Raw genomic sequence first — 18,772 nt, forward strand, 5'->3', positions numbered from 1 at the left:
ACCGGCACATGTCAGCGAAGCCCCGCGGAAGAGCCCGCCGCCCCGGCCGAAAACCCCGGATTCAGCCGCCATCGTCCCGCCGCCCCGGTTTCAGCCGGCAGGGAGGCGGAGGCCGTCGATGTAGTCGAGGTAGCCGCTGGCCTGTTCCTGGTCGACGTCGTTGAGCCGTTCCAGCATGGGGTCGACCGCCTTGTGCTGCTCCTCGACGAATTTGTTGATCTTCTCCTGGTCCCGGGGGGCCGCCCTGTCCATCCGTTCCATCGCCGAGCGCGTGCTCTCCTCCATCTCCTGGAGCGTGGCGCCGACGTGCGGTCCGCCTCCGCCGGCGTCGAGCAGTGCCCTCAGTTCCTCGGCCCGCTTCGCGGCCGCCTCCAGCTCGCCGTCCGCCTTGTCGGGGTTGAGGTCGTAGATCGCGCCCTCGGCCGCGCGCTTGAGCGGGTAGAGCAGGTCGCCGGGCACCGCCTTGTAGGTCACCATGACCGACAGCACCATCACCATCGCCATGCCCGCCGACAGCACGGGGGTCAGCCATCGCCACTGCCTGCGCCGTTCGGGGACGGGCGCGGCGGCGAAGGTCTCGGACATGAGGGTCTCGCGCAGCCTGGCTCTGAACGCCGGATCGGGACCGGGGCCCAGCGGGAGATTGTCCCCCAGGTCGGTGAGTTGGCGCAGAAGGTCATCATGGCGCCGATGCCGTGACCTACCCATGAACGCTCCCTGCCGCCCCCGGATGGTGATCTACTGGTGGTGATACTTGCCTAACGACCTGCCGCCGGGTGAGGTTACGCCAGATCGGGCTTGAGGGCCCTGGCCAGCGAGCGAATCGCACGGAACTGCAGCGCTTTGATCGCTCCACTCTTCTTCCCCATGATCAGCGCGGTCTCCGCGAGTGACAGTCCGTGCAGGAACCTCAGGACGACGCATTCCTGCTGCTCGGGATTGAGGTCACGGACCGCTCGCAGCACGCGGTCGTTGATGATCGCCGTGACGACGGCGTTCTCCGGGATGTGCGCCCCTTCGAGCGGCACGTCCAGCACCTCGGCGGTCGAGACCTCCAGGCGGTACCTGCCTGACTTGAAATGGTCGGCGACCAGGTTCCGCGCGATGGTCACGAGCCAGGCGCCGAAGTCACGGCCCTGCCAGGTGAAGTCGCTGATCCGGCGGAGCGCGCGAAGAAAGGTCTCGCTGGTGAGATCCTCGGCGAGGGGATGGGAGCCGACCCTGAAGTAGATGTAGCGATAGACGAGGTCCAGATAGCGGTCGTAGAGCGTTCCGAAGGCGTCGCTGTCGCCGGCTTTCGCCCGCAGGACCAGCGCGCGCAGCTCGCCGTGGTCCGCCTCCTGGGCGTCTTCGCGCACGACAAGCTCGCTCGTCCGTGCTCCTCCAACGGCCGCTGGAGGAAGTAGCCCGGCGAACGACCACGATTCAGGCATCCGGTATCCCTAGGGGTAAGGGGTGCGGCGTGCTCGAACACTCTAGAAATCAACTGGAAATTCCACAATCCACACTGGGCCCGGCATGACTACCTGTAACCCGCGGATACCGTGTGGACCAACCAGCTTCCCTCTTCGGCTACCGGTTGGGAGGTGATGTCCGGCAGCATTGGGGGCACCATGGAACTCCTCGTCGCAGTGATCGCGTTCGCCGGCGCTCTGCTCGCAGGGATCGCCGCGTACGCCTTGGTGCGCCGCCTCCAAGAAGAGCGTGAAGGCTGGCTGATCGCCTGGACGGTGGCCGCGGTCGCACTGTGCGTGTCACTGGCTGTGATCGGATTGGGCGGCCTCACGTCGTTCGGCGCCCTCACCTTCAGGCTCTACCAGCTGTTCGGAGCCCTCCTCGCGCCGCTCTGGCTGGCCATCGGCCTCATCCAGCTGCTCGCGGAGAAGGGCAGGGTGAGCTTCGCCACCTGGCTGCTCGGCACCGCCACCACCATCGTCGCCACCTACATCGTCGTTCTCGACCCGATCCGCGACGAGGCGAAGTTCCAGACCGAGACCCTGCCCGCGGCGAGCCACTGGGGCCTGGTCGCAGGCGCCGTCCTGACCGGCGTGCACGCCCTGGTCGTGCTGGTCATGCTGGGCTGCCTGGCGGTGGCCGGCCTGCGCTGGCGCAAGGGCGACGAGTACGACACCGACAACATGCACGCGGCCCTAGTGATCGCGCCCAGCGGCATCGCGCTGGTGGGCGCCGTGCGCTTCAGCGTGCCGGCCGTCTTCACCGTCGCGCTGCTCCTGGTCGCCGCGGCCGCGGTCTGGTACGCCGTGCTGCGCCCGCTCGCGCCGTACGACGACGAGGAGGACGAGATCGACGACGAGGCCTGGGAGACCCGCCCCTCCGGGCGCAGAGCCGTTCAGGAGCCCGCTCAGGCGCCCGCGCCCGCCCAGCCCCGGAGGTCAGGACTGGGCGACCTGGTGGCCGAGTACCGGGCGGGCGAGCAGGAGATCGACTACGCCGCGCGCATGTCGCCCGCCTCCGACGCCTTCGCCGCGGGGCCCGCCACCGGCTACGTCATGTCGGCCAACGGCGCCGACGCGCCCCTTCCGCAGAGCGGTCCCCAGAGCAACGGCTACCACACGGGCACCCATCCGAGCGGCGCCCATCCGAGCGGCGCGCACCAGGGCGGGGGCCCGCAGACCGGCCCCCACGGCATCCCTCAGCCCCAGGCTCCGCAGGCGGCGCCCGAGACCGGCATGTTCGGTGTCCCCGACGGCCTGGCGGCCTCCCAGGGCTACGGCAGGGCCGCCCGAGAGCCCGAGTACGGCATGCCGGGCACCGGTTCGCTGTACCCGGGAGCGGAGATCTACCCCGGCGCGGAGAGCCCCGCGTTCGGCACCGGCGCCCACACCGCCCCCGCCGTGGGCACGTCCCGCCCCTCGCCGAACATCTACGGCCTGCTGACCGTCTTCACGATCATGGACGGCTCCGGCGACGCCTTCGACCGGCTGGCCGAGGAGACCGTCGACGCCGTACGGCGCAGCGAGCCCGACACGCTGGTCTACGCCTGCCACGCGGTGAAGTCGGCCCCGCTGCAGCGCATCGTCTACGAGCTCTACCGGGACGAGGTCGCCTACGTCGACCACCAGCGCCAGCCGCACGTGGAGCGCTTCCTCACCGAACGCCAGTCGATGGTGCTGGCCACCAACGTCATCGAGCTCAACGTCAACGCCGCGAAGGTGGTGCCGCTGCCCACGGCGTTCCAGCTCTGAGGTCAGTCGGTCAGGGCCGCGCGCAGGCGCGCCTCCGACACCTTCCAGAAGTCGTGCTGCACGCCGTCGACCAGTGTGACGGGAATCATCTCCCAGTACTTCTCCGTCAGCTCGGGTGAGGAGTTGATGTCGATCTCCTCCCACGGCACCCCCAGCTCGGCCGCGACCCTGGAGATGATCGTCCGGGCGTCGTCGCAGAGATGGCAGCCGGGCTTGCCCAGCAATGTGATCTGGTGCATGCCCCCACCATAGCCACGACTTTGTGCGTCGGTTCACAAAGGGATTAGTCTGAAAGACGGCCACGATACCGATCGCGTAAGTCCCAAGGAGTCCCGGCACGTGATGCGTCAGCCCCAACCGCGTGACCGCGGCATCCCTGAGGCGACGGTGGCCAGGCTGCCGTTGTACCTGCGGGCGCTCAACGGGATGGCCGAGCGCGGCATCGCGACGGTGAGCTCCGAGGACCTCGCCTCGGCGGCCGGAGTCAACTCCGCCAAGCTCCGCAAGGATCTGTCACATCTCGGCTCGTACGGCACGCGCGGCGTAGGCTATGACGTGGAGTACCTCGTCTACCAGATCTCCCGTGAACTCGGTCTGACCCAGGACTGGGCGGTGGCCATCGTCGGAGTCGGTAACCTCGGCCGCGCCCTGGCCAACTACGGCGGCTTCGTCTCGCGTGGATTCAGAGTCGCCGCGTTGCTCGACGCCGACCCCGAAATCGTGGGCGACGACATAGCGGGGTTGAATGTTGAGCACATCGACGAACTGGAAGCCGTCATCAAGAGACGCGGAGTCTCGATCGTCGTGCTGGCCACCCCAGCGGCCGCGGCGCAGGAGTTGTGCGACCGGGTGATCGCGGCCGGGGTGACGAGCATCCTGAACTTCGCCCCCGTCGTGCTTTCGGTGCCCGACACTGTCGATGTCCGTAAGGTCGACCTATCGATCGAGCTGCAGATCCTTGCGTTCCACGAGCAGCGCAAAGCGGATCGGATGAGTGGGGGGCCACTTATGGCCGTGGACAGCCAGTGAGTGTTCTTGTTATCGGGCTCAGCCACCGGAGCGCTCCGGTGGCCCTTCTGGAGCGCGTGTCGGTCTCCGGCGACGCGCTGGTCAAGCTCCTGCACGACGTGCACACCGAGGTGAACGTCGCCGAGGTCATGGTCGTCTCGACCTGCAACAGGGTCGAGGTCTACGCCGCGGTCGACCGCTTCCACCCGGCGCTGACCTCGATCACCAACCTGCTCGCCGTGCACTCGGGCGTGCCGGTGGACGACCTGACGCCGCACCTGTACGTCCACTACGAGGACCGCGCGGTCGAGCACATCTTCTCCGTCGCCGCCGGCCTGGAGTCGATGGTCGTCGGCGAGGGCCAGATCCTCGGCCAGACCCGCCAGGCGCTCAAGCTGGCGCAGAAGCACGGCACGGTCGGCGCGACCCTGAACGAGCTGGCCCAGCAGGCGCTGAGGGTCGGCAAGCGCGCCCACTCCGAGACCGGCATCGACCGGGCCGGCGCCTCCCTGGTCACCGCGGGCCTGTCGTTCGCCGGCGACCTGACCGGCCGGCGCGCGCTGGTCGTGGGCGCGGGCGCGATGAGCGGTCTCGCCGTCGCCACGCTGGCGCGCGTGGGCATCACCGACGTCGTGGTCGCCAACCGCACCTTCGCCAAGGCCGTACGGCTGGCCGAGACCGTCGGCGGCAGGGCGGTCCACCTGTCCGAGGTCCCCCGAGAGCTTCAGGACGCCGACCTGGTCATCTCCTGCACGGGCGCGGGCCACCACACGATCACGCCGGAGATGCTGCAGCACCCGGTCTTCCTGCTCGACCTGGCGCTCCCGCACGACATCGACCCCGCGGTCAGGGAGCTGCCCGGCGTCACGCTCGTCGACCTCGAGACGATCAGGGAGTCGGGCGTCGGGGCGGCCGAGAGCGGCCCCGTGAACGCCGTGAGAGCGCTGGTGGCCGAGGAGCTCGAGGCGTTCCTGTCGGCCGAGCGGGCGGCGCGGGTCACCCCGACCGTCGTGGCGCTGCGCAGCAAGGCCGCCGACGTGGTCGAGGCGGAGCTGGGCAGGCTGATGATGCGCCTGCCCGAGCTCGAGGGCAGGGCCCGCGACGAGGTCGAGCAGACCGTGCGGCGCGTGGTGGACAAACTGCTCCACGAGCCGACTGTGCGTGTCAAGAGGCTCGCGACCTCACCCGCAGGTGATCATTATGCGGAAGCGCTGCGCGAGCTGTTCGACCTGGATCCGAAGAAGCCTGAGGCCGTGAGGAGGGTGGACCTGTGAAGCTGGGAACCCGTCGAAGCCTCATGGCGACGACCCAGTCGCAGATGATCGCCGATCTCTACACGGCGAAGACCGGCCAGACGATCGAGCTGGTCGGCATCACGACGTTCGGCGACGTGACCAAGGCCCAGCTGTCGCAGCTCGGCGGCACCGGCGTGTTCGTCAGCGCGCTGCGCGACAAGCTGGTCGAGGACGAGATCGACTTCGCCGTCCACTCGCTGAAGGACCTGCCGACCAAGCAGGACCCGCGCTTCACACTGGCGGCGCTTCCCGAGCGGCACGACGTGCGCGACGCGCTGGTGGGCAGGCTCAAGTTCGCCGACCTCGCGCCCGGTGCGAAGGTGGGCACCGGCTCGCCGCGCCGCATCGCGATGCTGCGCGCGCTGCGCCAGGACCTCGACTACGTGCCGATCCGCGGCAACGCCGACACCCGCATCGGCAAGGTCGCCTCGGGCGAGCTCGACGCTGTCGTCCTGGCCTCCGCGGGGCTGACCCGCATCGGCAGGCAGGCGGAGATCTCCCAGATCTTCGAGGTCGAGGAGCTGCTGCCCGCACCTGGGCAGGGCGCTTTGGCCGTAGAGTGTCTCTCGACCAGGTCTGACCTGGTCGACTTCCTCAGCGTGCTCGACGATCCGCGGACCCGTTCCGCGGTGACGGCCGAGCGCGCGGTGCTGTCCGCTCTCGAGGCGGGATGCTCGGCCCCGGTTGGCGCCTTCGCCCTCGATGACGGGCACACGCTGAACCTGACCGCAGCGGTCGTCGCGCTCGACGGCCGCGAAGCGGTGCGCAAGTCCGCCGCCGGTTCTCCTTCGGAGGCCATGGAGCTGGGCCGCGATCTCGCGGCCGCCATGATCGCCGAAGGGGCCGACAGATTGATGGGGGAGCATTCCCATTGAGCTCCGATAGTCCAACCTCCGCTTTCGTCGCCTTCGTGGGCGCGGGCCCAGGCGACGAGGGCCTCCTCACGCTCCGCGGCGCCGAGCTGCTGGGCAGGGCCGACGCCGTCGTGCTCGACCAGGAGGCCTTCGGCCCGCTGCTCAAGTACTGCAAGGAAGGCGTCGAGGTCGTCCAGGGCGACTTCGTGAAGCGTGCCAAGGCGGGCCAGCTCGTCGTGCGCCTGTGCGAGGGCGACCCGATGCTGTTCTCCTCGATCACCGAGGAGGTCGCGGCCTGCACCGCGGCGGAGGTGGACTTCGAGATCGTGCCGGGCGTGCCGCCCGCCACGGCCGTGCTCGCGTACGCCGGGATCCCCCCTGCCTCCGACGTGCCCGAGTTCAGGATCGTCGACGCCGCGCAGGAGCAGGACTGGGCCTCCCACGCCACCTGCCCCGGCACGCTGGTCATCTACAACGGCATCGACCAGGCCGTGGCGATCGGCAAGGCGCTGATCTCGAACGGCAAGCCCGACTCCACGCCCGTCGCCGTCAGCGGCGCGGGCACCACGACCGAGCAGTACACCGTCGCCACCACGCTCGCCAGGCTGCAGCCCGACCTCAAGCACGCGGGGTTCACCGAGCCCGCGCTGATCGTGGTCGGCGAGGCCGTCGGCCTGCGCGACCAGCTGTCGTGGTTCGAGACCAAGCCGCTGTTCGGCTGGCGGGTGCTCGTGCCGCGCACCAAGGAGCAGGCCGCGGGCCTGTCGGAGCAGCTGCGCTCCTACGGCGCGGTGCCCGAGGAGGTCCCGACGATCTCGGTCGAGCCGCCGCGCACCCCGCAGCAGATGGACCGCGCCATCAAGGGCCTGGTCACCGGCCGCTACGAGTGGGTCGCCTTCACCAGCGCCAACGCCGTCAAGGCGGTGCGGGAGAAGTTCGAGGAGTACGGCCTCGACGCCCGCGCCTTCGCCGGGCTGAAGGTCGCGGCGGTGGGCGACGCCACCTCGCAGGCGCTGGTCGAGTTCGGTGTGAAGCCCGACCTGCTGCCCTCGGGCGAGCAGTCGTCCGAGGGGCTGGTCGCCGAGTGGCCGCCCTACGACTCGATGCTCGACCCGATCAACAGGGTGCTGCTGCCGCGTGCCGACATCTCCACCGACACGCTGGTCGCGGGGCTGACCGAGCTGGGCTGGGAGTGCGACGACGTCACGGCCTACCGGACCGTCCGCGCCGCGCCTCCGCCCGCGCCCATCCGTGAGGCGATCAAGGGGGGCGGGTTCGACGCGGTGCTGTTCACCTCGTCCTCCACGGTCAGGAACCTCGTCGGCATCGCGGGCAAGCCGCACAACGTCACGGTCATCGCGGTCATCGGGCCGCAGACCGCCAAGACGGCCGAGGAGTTCGGGCTGCGCGTCGACGTGATGGCCGACAAGCCTTCCGCTTCCGCGCTGGCGGCCGCGCTGGCCGAGTACGGTCGTAAGCAGAGGCAGGCGGCGCTGGAGGCGGGCGACATCCCGCGCAGGCCGTCGCAGAACCGCAGGGGCGCACGCAGGCGCACCAAGTAGGGGGACCCCCATGACCGCTGAGTTTCCCGCCGCCCGTCCGCGGCGGCTGCGCCGTACGCCCGCCATGCGGCGGATGGTGACGGGCACCCGGCTGCACCCGGCCGAGCTGATCCTGCCGGTGTTCGTCAAGGAGGGCATCAGCGAGCCCCAGCAGGTCGGCTCGATGCCGGGCGTCGTCCAGCACACCCGCGACTCGCTGCGCAAGGCCGTGAGCGAGGCGGCGGAGGTGGGCGTGGGCGGCGTCATGCTGTTCGGCATCCCCGCCGTAAAGGACGGCCACGGCAGCGCCGCCGACGACCCCGAGGGCATCACCCAGCGGGCGCTGCGCGACGTGGTGTCCGAGGTGGGCGACGCGCTGGTGGTCATGGCCGACACCTGCCTCGACGAGGTCACCGACCACGGGCACTGCGGCATCCTCACCCCCGACGGCGAGGTCGACAACGACGCCACGCTCGACCGCTACGTCTCCATGGCGCTCGCCCAGGTCCGCGCCGGCTCCCAGATGGTCTCGCCGAGCGGCATGATGGACGGCCAGGTCGGCGCCATCAGGGCCGGTCTCGACGCGGCGGGCTTCGCCCACATCCCGATCATGGCCTACGCGGCGAAGTACGCCTCCGCCTTCTTCGGGCCCTTCCGCGACGCGGTCGAGACCCCCAAGGACTTCGGTGACCGCAAGGCCTACCAGCAGGACCCCGCGGGCCCGCGCGGCGAGGCGCTGCGCGAGGTACGGCTCGACCTGGCGGAGGGCGCCGACATCGTCATGGTCAAGCCCGCCCTCGCCTACCTCGACATCCTGCGCGAGGTCCGCGACACGGTCGAGGTGCCGGTCGCGGCCTACCAGGTCAGCGGCGAGTACGCGATGATCGAGGCCGCCGCCGCCAACGGGTGGATCGACCGCGACAGGGCGATCATGGAGTCGCTGGTCGCGATCCGCCGCGCCGGGGCGGACCTGATTCTCACGTACTGGGCGGCGGAAGTGGCTCGCAGAATCTGAACGTGGGGGTTTGCCGTCGGGTCATGGGACGTATGCGTTAGAGTGCGAGGACAAGTGCTGGTGTGTCCCTTGTGAAGCCTTGTCTTGTGCCCGGGGACCTCTTCTCACGCACGGGGACTCGAACGGGAGACACCAATGGTGGGGGTACCACTCGCTCGGCGTACCAAAAGGCGGACGCGGCCGACGCGCATCGACTCTGTCCTGCAGTACGCGGCCCTGGGCTGGGCCAGCGTGCCAGGCGCCCATCCGCTGCGCCGGGGGTCCCGCGCCTGCTCGTGTGACCGCATCGGCTGTCCCGACCCCGGCGCGCACCCCCTTTCGCCCGCGTGGAGCCTCCAGGCCACGACGGACACCGCCCTGCTCACCCGCTGGTGGCAGCGCGAGCCCGAGGCCAATGTGATCCTCCCCACCGGCCGCGTGTTCGACGTCTTCGACGTACCACTGGCCGCCGGGCTCACCGCGCTGGCCCGCATGGACGCCGCTGACTTCCCCTCAGGCCCGGTCGCCGCCAACGGTGACCGGGTGCTGTTTTATGTGGCCACCCGGGGCAACCCCGAGGACGAGGACGAGTGGTGGTCCTGCAGCCTCGACGTGGCCCCCACCACGATCGACGACACGCCGGGGCTGCGCTGGCACTGCCGCGACAGCTTCGTCCTGGCGCCGCCGTCCACGTTGCCGACCGGCCAGCCGACCTCCTGGCTGCGGCCCCCTGACGGCCGCCCGCTCCCCGACCCGCTCCGCGTCCTCGACTGGCTCGTCTGACCCGCCCAGCGCCATCCCCGGCCGGGACCTCCTCCGCCGCCCGGCCACCGAAGAGACGTCCACCCGTGCCCACGCGAGGTCTCGACCGCCCCCCTAGAGACGTCCGCCTGTGTCCACGTGCGGCCTCCGGAGATAGCAGGGGGTGGGGATCGTAGGCTGGAGCGCGTGAGCCGTACACAGAACTCAGAGGAACTCTTCGAGCGCGCCCGCGCCATCGTCCCCGGCGGTGTCAACTCTCCCGTCAGGGCGTTCGGCGCCGTAGGGGGAACGCCGCGATTCATGGCAGCGGGCGATGGCCCCTACATCACCGACGTCGACGGCAACCGCTACGTCGACCTGGTCTGCTCGTGGGGTCCGATGATCCTGGGCCACCGCCACCCCTCCGTCGTGGCGGCCGTGTCCGAGGCGTTGTCCCACGGCCTGTCGTACGGCACCGCCACCCCCGGCGAGGTCGAGCTGGCCGAGGAGATCGTGGCCAGGATCGCCCCGGTGGAGAAGGTACGCCTGGTCAGCTCGGGCACCGAGGCGACGATGAGCGCCGTACGGCTGGCCCGCGGCTTCACCGGACGCTCCAAGATCATCAAGTTCGCCGGCTGCTACCACGGCCACGTCGACGCGCTGCTCGCCTCGGCGGGCTCGGGCGTGGTGACCTTCGGGCTGCCCGACACGCCCGGCGTCACGGGAGCCGCGGCGGCCGACACCATCGTCCTGCCGTACAACGACCTGACGGCGGTCGAGGAGGCCTTCCGCACCGCCGAGATCGCCTGCGTGATCACCGAGGCGTGCCCTGCCAACATGGGCGTCGTCCCGCCGCTGCCCGGCTTCAACCAGCGGCTGAAGGAGCTGTGCGCGGCCAACGGTGCCCTGCTCATCGTCGACGAGGTGCTGACGGGCTTCAGGGTGTCGAGCGCGGGCTGGTACGGGCTCGACCCGGTGGAGGCCGACCTCATGACGTTCGGCAAGGTCATGGGCGGCGGGCTGCCCGCCGCGGCCTTCGGCGGGCGGGCCGACGTGATGGCGCACCTGGCCCCCGAGGGCCCCGTCTACCAGGCGGGCACCCTGTCGGGCAACCCGCTGGCCACCGCCGCGGGCCTGGCCACGCTGCGCGGCCTCGACGACGATGCCTACGCCAGGATCGACGCGGCGGCCGCGGCGGTCTCGGCCGCAGCCTCGAAGGCGCTGGCGGCGGAGGGCGTGCCGCACCGGCTGCAGAGCGCGGGCAGCCTCTTCTCGATCTTCTTCACCGATCGGGAGGTGACCGACTTCGCCGCCGCCCAGACGCAGAACACGAAGGCCTACACCGCGTTCTTCCACGCGATGCTGGACCAGGGCGTCTACCTGCCGCCCTCGGCGTACGAGGCGTGGTTCCTGTCGGCCGCGCACGACGAGGCGGCGGTCGGTCTGATCGTCGACGCGCTGCCCGTGGCCGCCAGGGCCGCCGCCTCGGCGGCGTAGCCGCGGGCGGCGCGGGGCCTGGTGCCCGCGTACAGCGCGCCCGAGACGATGAGCACCCCGGCGAGCAGCTTCACCCACGAGATGCTCTCGCCGGTCACCAGGGCCGCCGACGACAGGCCGAAGACCGGGATGAGCAGCGTGTACGGCGCGACCGTCGACGCGTCGTAGCGCTTCAGCAGCCATCCCCACACGCCGAACCCGCCCAGCGTCGAGATGAACGCCACGTACATCAGCGACGCCACCCCCTCCCACGCGAAGGTCAGGTGCGGCACCCCCTCCACCGCCAGCGACAACAGGAGGAGGGGCGGGGCCGACAGCGCGCTCACCCACACCATGAAGCGCAGCGAGTCGGGCGGCGCGGCCTTGCGCTGGATGACCGTGCCCAGGCCCCAGGAGGCGGCCGCGCCCACGCACATCAGGAAGGCGCCGAACGGGCCGCCCGCGCCGAAGTCGTAGGCGACGATCGCCAGGCCCGCGAAGGCGACGGCCAGCCCGACGATCCTGCGCGTCCCCGGCCGCTCGCCCAGCAGCACCGCCGCGAAGACCACCACGAACAGCGCCTGGGTCTGCAGCACCAGCGAGGAGAGCCCGGGCGGCATCCCGGCTCGCATGCCGACCAGCAGCAGCCCGAACTGGCCCACGCCGACCGCGGCGGCCACGCCGACGATCCACCGCCAGGCCACGCCGGGCCGTCCCGCGAACAGCAGCGCGGGGAAGGCGGCGAGGGCGAACCGGAGCGCGGCGTAGAGGAGGGGCGGGAAGTGCTGGAGCCCGACCTCCATGACGACGAAGTTGAACCCCCAGACGGCCGCCAGTCCGATCGCGAGCAGGACGTGCTTGAGACGCATTCCACCATGCTCACCAGACAAGACACTTGAGCACAAGCAACACTTTCTTAGGTGAAAGGTTTAGAATGGCTACATGCTTGACCTGAACCGGCTGAAGGCGCTGCACGCCGTCCACGTCTACGGGTCGGTGGGCGCCGCCGCCGACGCGCTGATGGTCACCCCGTCCGCGGTCTCCCAGCAGCTCGCGAAGCTCGAGCGCGAGACCGGCGCCACGCTGCTCGAACGCAACGGGCGAGGGGTGAAGCTCACCGACGCCGCCGGACTGCTCGCCGAGCACGCCGAGAAGATCCTCGCCCTGGTGGAGACCGCCGAGGCCGACTTCGAGGCGCTGCGGGGAGCCGTCGTCGGCAGGCTCAACATCGGCGCGTTCCCGACCGCGGCGCGAGGGCTCATGCCGCAGGCGCTGACGCTGCTCCAGCAGCGCCATCCCGACCTGGCCGTGCACCTGAGCGAGCGCGAGCCCGAGCGCCAGATCAGGGAGGTCGCGCGCGGCGAGCTCGACCTGGTCGTCGTCCAGGACTGGCTCAACAGGCCCATCGCGGTGCCCGAGGGGCTGTCCAGGGCGACGCTGCTCGACGACATCGCGGACGTCGCGCTGCCCGCGACGCACGCGCTGGCCGAGCGCAGGGAGGTCGCGCTGGCCGAGCTGAGCGGCGACAGGTGGATCAGCTCCTCGCCCGGCACGATCTGCCACGACTGGCTGGTCTTCACCCTGCGCAGCGCCGAGCTGGAGCCGGAGATCACCTGCATGGCCGACGAGTACCCGACCCAGCTGGCGCTGGTCGAGGCGGGACTCGGCTGCGCGATCGTGCCGAGGCTCGGCAGGGTCCACATCCCCGAGGGCGTGCGGATGGTGCCGATCATGCCGCGCCAGACCCGGCGCATCTACGCGCTGTGGCGCACCGACGCCGCCCGCCGGCCCGCCATCCGGGCCGCGGTCGAGGCGCTCGTGGCCGCCAGCAGGGAGCTGGAGACCGGCTGGATCAGCTGACCGCGATCGCGACCATCCCGCCGAGGATGACCCCTGCGGCGAGCAGTCTGCGCCGCAGGTCGCCCTCGGCCAGCAGCCGCCCTCCCATGACCACCGCGATCAGCACGCTCACCTCCCGCATCGGCGCGACCACGCTGACCGGCGCCAGCCTGAAGGCGAACAGCGCGAGCAGGTACGACAGCGGCACCAGCACGGCCGCCCCGAGCACCTTCGTCCAGTGCTCGCGCCACACCTCGGCGACCAGCCGTCGCCTCTCGCCGAGCGCGAACGGCGTGATCGCCAGCATCCTGAACAGCTCGCCGAGATAGATCAGCACCATCGGCGCGACCGCGGACTCCTTCACCAGCTGGGCGTCCCAGAGCGTGTAGCCCGCGATGAACACGCCCGTCATCAGCCCGAACAGCAGCCCCCTGACGTCTCCCACGCCGCCCCCGCTGAGCAGGAACACGCCGATGCCCACCAGCAGGATGCCCGCGACGCCGAGGTGTGTCGGGTGCTCCCCGAGGAACAGCACGGCGGCGGCGCTGGCCAGCATCGGCCCGGTGCCCCTCGCCACCGGGTAGACCACCGACAGGTCGCCGTGGCGGTAACCACGCTGGAGCAGCACGAAGTAGGCCAGGTGCAGCGCCGTGCTCACGCAGATCAACGGCACCATCCGCCATGACGGCACGGCGCCCGTGACCAGCGCGGCAGGTGTCCACAACACGGTCGAGGCGGCGGCGACCAGCCACAGGAACACAACGGCGTCGGCCTTGGCCGCCTGCTTGCTCAGCAGGTTCCATCCGGCATGGGAGACGGCGGCGACCAGGACGAGGGCGAGCGCGAGAGGGTTCACCGGTCCACTTTCGCAGGGCGGGCCGACGCGAACGGATAGGGTGGGGCCACCATGGCTGAGACCACCGTCGTTCACCTGCTGCGGCACGGAGAGGTGTACAACCCCAAGGGCATCCTGTACGGCAGGCTGCCCGGCTACCGCCTGTCGGAGACCGGCCTCCTCATGGCGGAGACGGTCGCCAAGGCCGTGGCCGACCGCGACATCGTCCGCGTCTACAGCTCCCCGCTCGAGCGCGCCCAGGAGACCGCCGCCCCGCTCGCCGCCAAGCTCGGCCTCGACGTCGAGATCGACGAGCGGCTGATCGAGGCGGGCAACGTGCTGGAGGGCAGGCCAATCGCCCGCCTGGTCAGGAGCCCGCGCAACTACCGCCACTTCTGGCATCCGGGCCGGCCGTCGTGGGGCGAGCCGTACACCGAGGTGGTGGCGCGCATGCGCGACATGGTCGACACCGCGCGCGCGGCCAGCCGCGGGCACGAGGCGGTGCTGGTCAGCCACCAGCTGCCCATCTGGATGATCAGGGTGGCCGCCGAAGGGCGCAGGCTGTGGCACGATCCACGCCGCCGCCAGTGCGCGCTCGCCAGCCTGACCACGTTCACCTTCGACGGCGACCGGCTCGTCAGCATCGGTTACAGCGAGCCGGCCGCGGCGCTTCTCAAGGGCCGCCCCAGCGTCCCGGGCGCGTGATCCCGCCGGTAGAGTTACAAGCTCTACCGGCTGTAGTACAAGGAGATCCTTCTCCCGTGCGCGCTCAATCCTCAGCTCTCGCCCTCGCGGCCCTGCTCGCCGTCTCCGGTTGCGCGGGGAACGTCAGCGGCCAGCCACAGGCGGGCGACACCAGGTTCGTGGCGGGCGACGGCAAGGTCACCGTGTTCCCCGCGGCCGACCGCAAGGCGGCGCCCGCGGTCGAGGGCATGACGCTCGACGGCGCCAAGGCCTCCGTCGCCGCGCACAAGGGCAAGGTCGTCGTGCTCAACTTCTGGGCGTCGTGGTGCGGCCCCTGCCGGGCCGAGGCGCCGGTGCTCAAGGACATCTACGCCAAGACCAAGGCCAGCGGCGTGGAGTTCATCGGCATCGACTTCAAGGATCGCCAGGCCGACGCGCTGGCCTTCGAGCGCACCGAGCAGCCGGGCTACCCCAGCATCTTCGACCAGCCGGGCAAGGTGGCGCTCTCCTTCCAGGGCACCGTCCCGCCCGCCGCGATCCCCTCCACGCTGATCATCGACGAGCAGGGCAGGGTGGCGGCGCGGGCGCTCGGCGCGGTCAAGTACAACGACCTGCTCAAAGCCGTCACCCAGGTGCGCGATGAGTGACGTCGTCGCCTCGGGTTCGCTGCTGCTGGCCGTGCCGATCGCGGTGCTGGCGGGGCTGGTGTCGTTCCTTTCCCCGTGCGTGCTCCCGCTGGTCCCCGGCTACCTGTCGTACGTGACCGGCATGAGCGCCGATCCCAAGCGCGGCCGGCTGGTGCTCGGCACCGGCCTGTTCGTCCTCGGCTTCGCGGTGGTGTTCGTGGCGGGCGGCGCGCTGTTCGGCGGCCTCGGCTCCGCCCTGTACGGCAGCGCTGACGTGATCACCAGGATCGTCGGCGTCCTGACGATCGCGCTCGGCCTGTCCTTCATGGGGGTCATCCCCGGGCTCATGCGCGACGTGCGCATCCACAAGGTGCCGAGCGCGGGCCTGGCCGGCGCGCCGCTGCTCGGCGTGGTGTTCGGCCTCGGCTGGACGCCCTGTATCGGCCCCACCCTCGCCGTCGTGCTCTCGCTGGGCTACAACGAGGGCAGCGCGGCCAGAGGCGCCTTCCTCGCCGTCGCCTACGCCGCGGGGCTCGGCCTGCCGTTCGTGATCGCCGCCCTCGCCTACAGCAGGGCGCTGCGCACCTTCCGCGCCATCCGCAAGCATTCGCAGCTCATCACCAGGATCGGCGGCGGCATGCTGGTCGCCGTCGGCGTGTTGCTCGTCACCGGAGTCTGGGGGCAGATCATCGCTGGCATGCAGACGTGGATCGGCGGATTCGAGCCGGTGATCTGATGACGGTCGACGAGATCCAGAAGGAGACGCCCAAGCCCACCAGGCTCGGGTTCGTGGGGTGGCTGCGCTGGTTCTGGCGCACGCTCACCTCGATGAAGACCGCGCTGGTGCTGCTGTTCCTGTTCGCGCTGGCCTCCATCCCCGGCTCGCTGGTGCCGCAGCGCTCGGTCGAGCCCGACAAGGTCGCGCTGGTCTACCAGAACAGCCCCGAGCTCGCCGAGTGGTACGACCGCTTCTACCTCTTCGACGTCTTCACCGCTCCCTGGTTCGCGGCCATCTATCTGCTGCTGTTCACCTCGCTGATCGGCTGCGTCCTCCCGCGCACCACCACGTACCTGAAGGAGCTGCGCCGCAAGCCGCCCACGGCGCCCAAGAACCTGTCGCGCCTGCCGTACCACGCGAAGGTCGAGGGCGGGCCGGACGAGGAGGAGGCGGCCCGCCGGCTGCGGAAGCTGCGCTTCAGGGTGGTCACGGGCCCCGGCTGGGTGTCGGCGGAGAAGGGCTACCTGCGCGAGACCGGCAATCTGCTCTTCCACGTCGCCCTGCTGGGGCTGCTGGTGGCCGTCGGCATCGGCTCCCTGTACGGCTACCGCGGCAACGTGCTGGTCGTCGAGGGTGACGGGTTCGCCAACACCGTCGCCGCCTACGACCGCTACATGCCCGGCAGCCGCGTCTCGGCCGAGTCGCTCGAGCCGTTCCACTTCACGCTGAAGGAGTTCCAGGCCAGCTACCAGGTGACGGGCGACAAGCGCGGCCAGGAGCTCGACTACACCGCCAAGCTGCGGGTCAACGACGCCTACGACTTCGACCTCAAGGTCAACGAGCCGCTCGAGGTCAACGGCACGCAGACCTACCTGATCGGCCACGGCTACGCGCCGGTGTTCAAGGTCACCGACGGCAAGGGCCAGGTCGCCTTCGACGGGCCGGTGCCGTGCCTGATCGAGAGCAAGGCGACGCTGACCTCGGGCTGCGTCGTCAAGGTGCCCGACGCCCAGCCGGAGCAGCTGGGGTTCCTGCTGCAGTTCCTCCCGACCAGCGTGCGGCTCACCGACGGCAGCCACGTCTCGGCCTTCCCCGGCGAGCTGAACCCGGAGGCGAAGATCGTCGGCGCATTCTCCGGCGACCTCGGGGTGCGCTCGGGCAAGCCGCAGTCGGTCTACCAGCTGGCGCCCGACGACGTCATGAAGAAGCTGAACCCGCTGGTCATGGGGTCGAAGGCACCGCCGCCCCTGGCAGTGGGGAAGTCCTTCGACCTTCCCGACGGCCTTGGGAAGATCGAGTTCACCGGTGTGAAGGAGTGGATGACGCTCCAGATCGCCCACGACCCTGGACGCATGCCAGCGCTGCTGGCCTCCGGGCTCGCGACCGTCGCCCTGGTGCTGTCGCTCATGATCCGCCGTCGCCGCGTGTTCGTCCGGATCAAGGACGGCACGGCCGACGTGGGCGGGCTGACGCGCACCGAGGGGTCGGGCACGGGCTTCGACGAGGAGTTCGCCGACATCGTCAAGGTCCTATCCGCAGGAGAGAAGGATGTCCGCTGAGCAACTCGCAGGACTGAGCGACGACCTCGTCCTCGGGACCGTCCTGCTGTACCTGGCCGCGATGGTCGGGTTCGCGCTGGAGCTGGCCTTCGGCCGGGCCCGCACGAACACCGGCGCCACCGCGATCACCGTCACCGAGTCGGGCGTCACCGAGTCGGGCGTCACTGAGGACGTGGCCGCGGGCGCGGCAAAGGAGGCGCTGGCCGCCGCGGGCTCCGTGGCCGCGGGAGCTTCGTCAGCCGCCCTGGCCGCCTCGAAGCCCGGTGAAGGAGACGGTGCGGACGGCGTGGTCGTCCGGTCGCCGGAGCCGCCGTCCTGGGCCCCGATCGCGGGCGGGATCGGCGTGCTGCTGGCCTGGCTGGGCCTGGCCGCCAACCTCGGCTCCGTCATCACCCGAGGGCTGGCCGTCGGCCGCTGGCCGTGGGGCAACATGTACGAGTTCGTGGTCTCCATCTGCCTCGCGGCGGTGGCGGCCTTCCTCGTCACGCAGCTGCGGAGCAACGTCCGCTTCCTGGGCGCGTTCGTCATGGTGACGGCCGCCCTCGGTCTCGGCTTCGCCGTCATCTGGCTGCACGTCCCGGCGGGGCCGGTCGTGCCCGCGCTGAACTCCTACTGGATCGCCATCCACGTCTCGGCCGCGATCGTCGCCAGCGGACTGTTCACCGTGGCGGGGGTCTCCGGCATCCTCTACCTGATCCGCCGTGACGGGTTCTCGCGCCTGCCCACCCGGGCCGATCTCGAGCGGGTCGCGCACCGGGCGATCGTCTTCGCCTTCCCCGTGTGGACCTTCGCCGTCATCGCGGGAGCGCTGTGGGCCGACAAGGCGTGGGGTCGTTACTGGGGCTGGGACCCGAAGGAGATCTGGGCGTTCATCACCTGGATCGCCTACGCCGCCTACCTCCACGCCCGCGCCACGGCGGGGTGGAAGGGCCGCTCCGCGACCGTCGTGCAGCTGATCGCCTTCGCCTGCCTGCTGTTCAACCTGGTCGGCGTCAACATCTTCCTCGGCGGCCTGCACAGCTACGCCGACGTCGGCGGCTAGTCGTCGTCGCGCATGCGGCGGTCGAGGTCGCGCAGGAAGTCGGGGTCGTCGTCGGGCCCGCGCGGTGGCTCCACCAGGTCGTTGATCGAACGGCCGGGCATGCGCAGCGGGCGAGAGCGCGTGGGACGGCCGAGCAGCAGCCAGAAGACGCTGCCGACCAGGGGCACGAGGACGACGACGAGGACCCAGAGGACCTTCGGCAGGTTCCTGACCTCCTCGTCCGGGGTCGTGATGACGTCGAACAGGGAGTAGAGCCAGAAGGCCAGCACCGCCAGGCCGAGAAGCACGCTAGGCATGCCCGCACTGTAGGCCATGGATCGCGTGATCGTGTCGCCGAGCTGCCCCATTTCGGGT

General features: G+C 70.5%; 19 protein-coding genes and 1 pseudogene. 14 read left to right on the forward strand and 6 right to left on the reverse strand.

Translation table 11 applies throughout. The features are described from left to right. Positions 1-90: 90 nt before the first annotated feature. The gene (locus H4W81_RS37925; protein ID WP_192779203.1) at positions 91-708 is read right to left on the reverse strand and encodes a DUF5667 domain-containing protein; all 618 of its coding nucleotides are present in this window, start codon (positions 706-708) and stop codon (positions 91-93) included. A gap of 74 nt (positions 709-782) precedes the next feature. After that, complete coding sequence (locus H4W81_RS37930; protein WP_192779204.1) at positions 783-1,433, reverse strand: sigma-70 family RNA polymerase sigma factor; 651 nt, start codon at positions 1,431-1,433, stop codon at positions 783-785. A 180-nt stretch (positions 1,434-1,613) separates the two neighbouring features. Here H4W81_RS37930 and H4W81_RS37935 point away from each other — a divergent pair, with 180 nt between their 5' ends. Continuing rightward, positions 1,614-3,206: a putative quinol monooxygenase gene (locus H4W81_RS37935; RefSeq protein ID WP_192779205.1), complete on the forward strand. Its 1,593-nt coding sequence runs from the start codon at positions 1,614-1,616 to the stop codon at positions 3,204-3,206. Between the two features lie 2 nt (positions 3,207-3,208). Here H4W81_RS37935 and H4W81_RS37940 read toward each other — a convergent pair whose 3' ends face one another. After that, positions 3,209-3,445 (reverse strand): glutaredoxin family protein, encoded by a 237-nt coding sequence (locus H4W81_RS37940; protein WP_192779206.1) that lies wholly within the window; start codon positions 3,443-3,445, stop codon positions 3,209-3,211. A 100-nt stretch (positions 3,446-3,545) separates the two neighbouring features. Between H4W81_RS37940 and H4W81_RS37945 the strand changes: the two genes are divergently transcribed. From H4W81_RS37945 to hemL, 7 genes are all read left to right on the forward strand, one after another. Beyond that, complete coding sequence (locus H4W81_RS37945) at positions 3,546-4,235, forward strand: redox-sensing transcriptional repressor Rex (RefSeq protein ID WP_318782279.1); 690 nt, start codon at positions 3,546-3,548, stop codon at positions 4,233-4,235. Continuing rightward, positions 4,232-5,488: a glutamyl-tRNA reductase gene (locus tag H4W81_RS37950; RefSeq protein WP_192779208.1), complete on the forward strand. Its 1,257-nt coding sequence runs from the start codon at positions 4,232-4,234 to the stop codon at positions 5,486-5,488. Before H4W81_RS37945 ends, H4W81_RS37950 begins: the two co-directional genes overlap by 4 nt. Continuing rightward, positions 5,485-6,384, forward strand: coding sequence for a hydroxymethylbilane synthase (hemC, locus tag H4W81_RS37955; RefSeq protein ID WP_318782280.1), 900 nt, complete (start codon positions 5,485-5,487; stop codon positions 6,382-6,384). The genes H4W81_RS37950 and hemC overlap by 4 nt, the downstream gene beginning before the upstream one ends. Positions 6,385-6,419: 35 nt before the next feature. Beyond that, positions 6,420-7,925: a bifunctional uroporphyrinogen-III C-methyltransferase/uroporphyrinogen-III synthase gene (locus tag H4W81_RS37960; protein WP_192779209.1), complete on the forward strand. Its 1,506-nt coding sequence runs from the start codon at positions 6,420-6,422 to the stop codon at positions 7,923-7,925. A 10-nt stretch (positions 7,926-7,935) separates the two neighbouring features. Continuing rightward, complete coding sequence (hemB, locus tag H4W81_RS37965) at positions 7,936-8,919, forward strand: porphobilinogen synthase (protein WP_192779210.1); 984 nt, start codon at positions 7,936-7,938, stop codon at positions 8,917-8,919. Between the two features lie 135 nt (positions 8,920-9,054). Continuing rightward, positions 9,055-9,681, forward strand: coding sequence for a bifunctional DNA primase/polymerase (locus H4W81_RS37970; protein WP_192779211.1), 627 nt, complete (start codon positions 9,055-9,057; stop codon positions 9,679-9,681). A gap of 165 nt (positions 9,682-9,846) precedes the next feature. Further along, positions 9,847-11,136, forward strand: coding sequence for a glutamate-1-semialdehyde 2,1-aminomutase (hemL, locus tag H4W81_RS37975; RefSeq protein ID WP_192779212.1), 1,290 nt, complete (start codon positions 9,847-9,849; stop codon positions 11,134-11,136). A gap of 41 nt (positions 11,137-11,177) precedes the next feature. Here the strand turns inward: hemL and H4W81_RS48020 are convergent. After that, positions 11,178-11,984, reverse strand: a pseudogene (locus H4W81_RS48020) (EamA family transporter); the annotation flags it as partial. Between the two features lie 73 nt (positions 11,985-12,057). Between H4W81_RS48020 and H4W81_RS37980 the strand changes: the two are divergent. Then, positions 12,058-12,975: a LysR family transcriptional regulator gene (locus H4W81_RS37980; protein WP_192779213.1), complete on the forward strand. Its 918-nt coding sequence runs from the start codon at positions 12,058-12,060 to the stop codon at positions 12,973-12,975. Here the strand turns inward: H4W81_RS37980 and H4W81_RS37985 are convergent. Next, positions 12,968-13,810, reverse strand: a complete 843-nt coding sequence (locus tag H4W81_RS37985) for an EamA family transporter (protein WP_192779214.1) — start codon at positions 13,808-13,810, stop codon at positions 12,968-12,970. The two genes, H4W81_RS37980 and H4W81_RS37985, sit on opposite strands and share 8 nt — an antisense overlap. A gap of 51 nt (positions 13,811-13,861) precedes the next feature. Here H4W81_RS37985 and H4W81_RS37990 point away from each other — a divergent pair, with 51 nt between their 5' ends. From H4W81_RS37990 to ccsB, 5 genes are read left to right on the forward strand one after another with little or no spacing between them, the layout of a single operon-like run. After that, positions 13,862-14,494 (forward strand): histidine phosphatase family protein, encoded by a 633-nt coding sequence (locus H4W81_RS37990; RefSeq protein WP_192779215.1) that lies wholly within the window; start codon positions 13,862-13,864, stop codon positions 14,492-14,494. Between the two features lie 56 nt (positions 14,495-14,550). Further along, positions 14,551-15,120, forward strand: a complete 570-nt coding sequence (locus H4W81_RS37995; RefSeq protein WP_192779216.1) for a TlpA family protein disulfide reductase — start codon at positions 14,551-14,553, stop codon at positions 15,118-15,120. Further along, a complete protein-coding gene (locus H4W81_RS38000; protein ID WP_192779217.1) occupies positions 15,113-15,835 on the forward strand; it encodes a cytochrome c biogenesis CcdA family protein in 723 nt (240 codons plus the stop codon). The genes H4W81_RS37995 and H4W81_RS38000 overlap by 8 nt, the downstream gene beginning before the upstream one ends. Further along, positions 15,835-17,376, forward strand: coding sequence for a cytochrome c biogenesis protein ResB (gene resB, locus H4W81_RS38005; protein ID WP_192779218.1), 1,542 nt, complete (start codon positions 15,835-15,837; stop codon positions 17,374-17,376). The genes H4W81_RS38000 and resB overlap by 1 nt, the downstream gene beginning before the upstream one ends. Further along, positions 17,366-18,418: a c-type cytochrome biogenesis protein CcsB gene (gene ccsB, locus H4W81_RS38010; protein WP_192779219.1), complete on the forward strand. Its 1,053-nt coding sequence runs from the start codon at positions 17,366-17,368 to the stop codon at positions 18,416-18,418. Before resB ends, ccsB begins: the two co-directional genes overlap by 11 nt. Here ccsB and H4W81_RS38015 read toward each other — a convergent pair. Further along, complete coding sequence (locus H4W81_RS38015; RefSeq protein WP_225958991.1) at positions 18,415-18,714, reverse strand: PLDc N-terminal domain-containing protein; 300 nt, start codon at positions 18,712-18,714, stop codon at positions 18,415-18,417. The two genes, ccsB and H4W81_RS38015, sit on opposite strands and share 4 nt — an antisense overlap. Positions 18,715-18,772 lie beyond the last annotated feature (58 nt).

This window comes from Nonomuraea africana (genome assembly GCF_014873535.1).
In the GTDB taxonomy this organism is placed as follows: domain Bacteria; phylum Actinomycetota; class Actinomycetes; order Streptosporangiales; family Streptosporangiaceae; genus Nonomuraea; species Nonomuraea africana.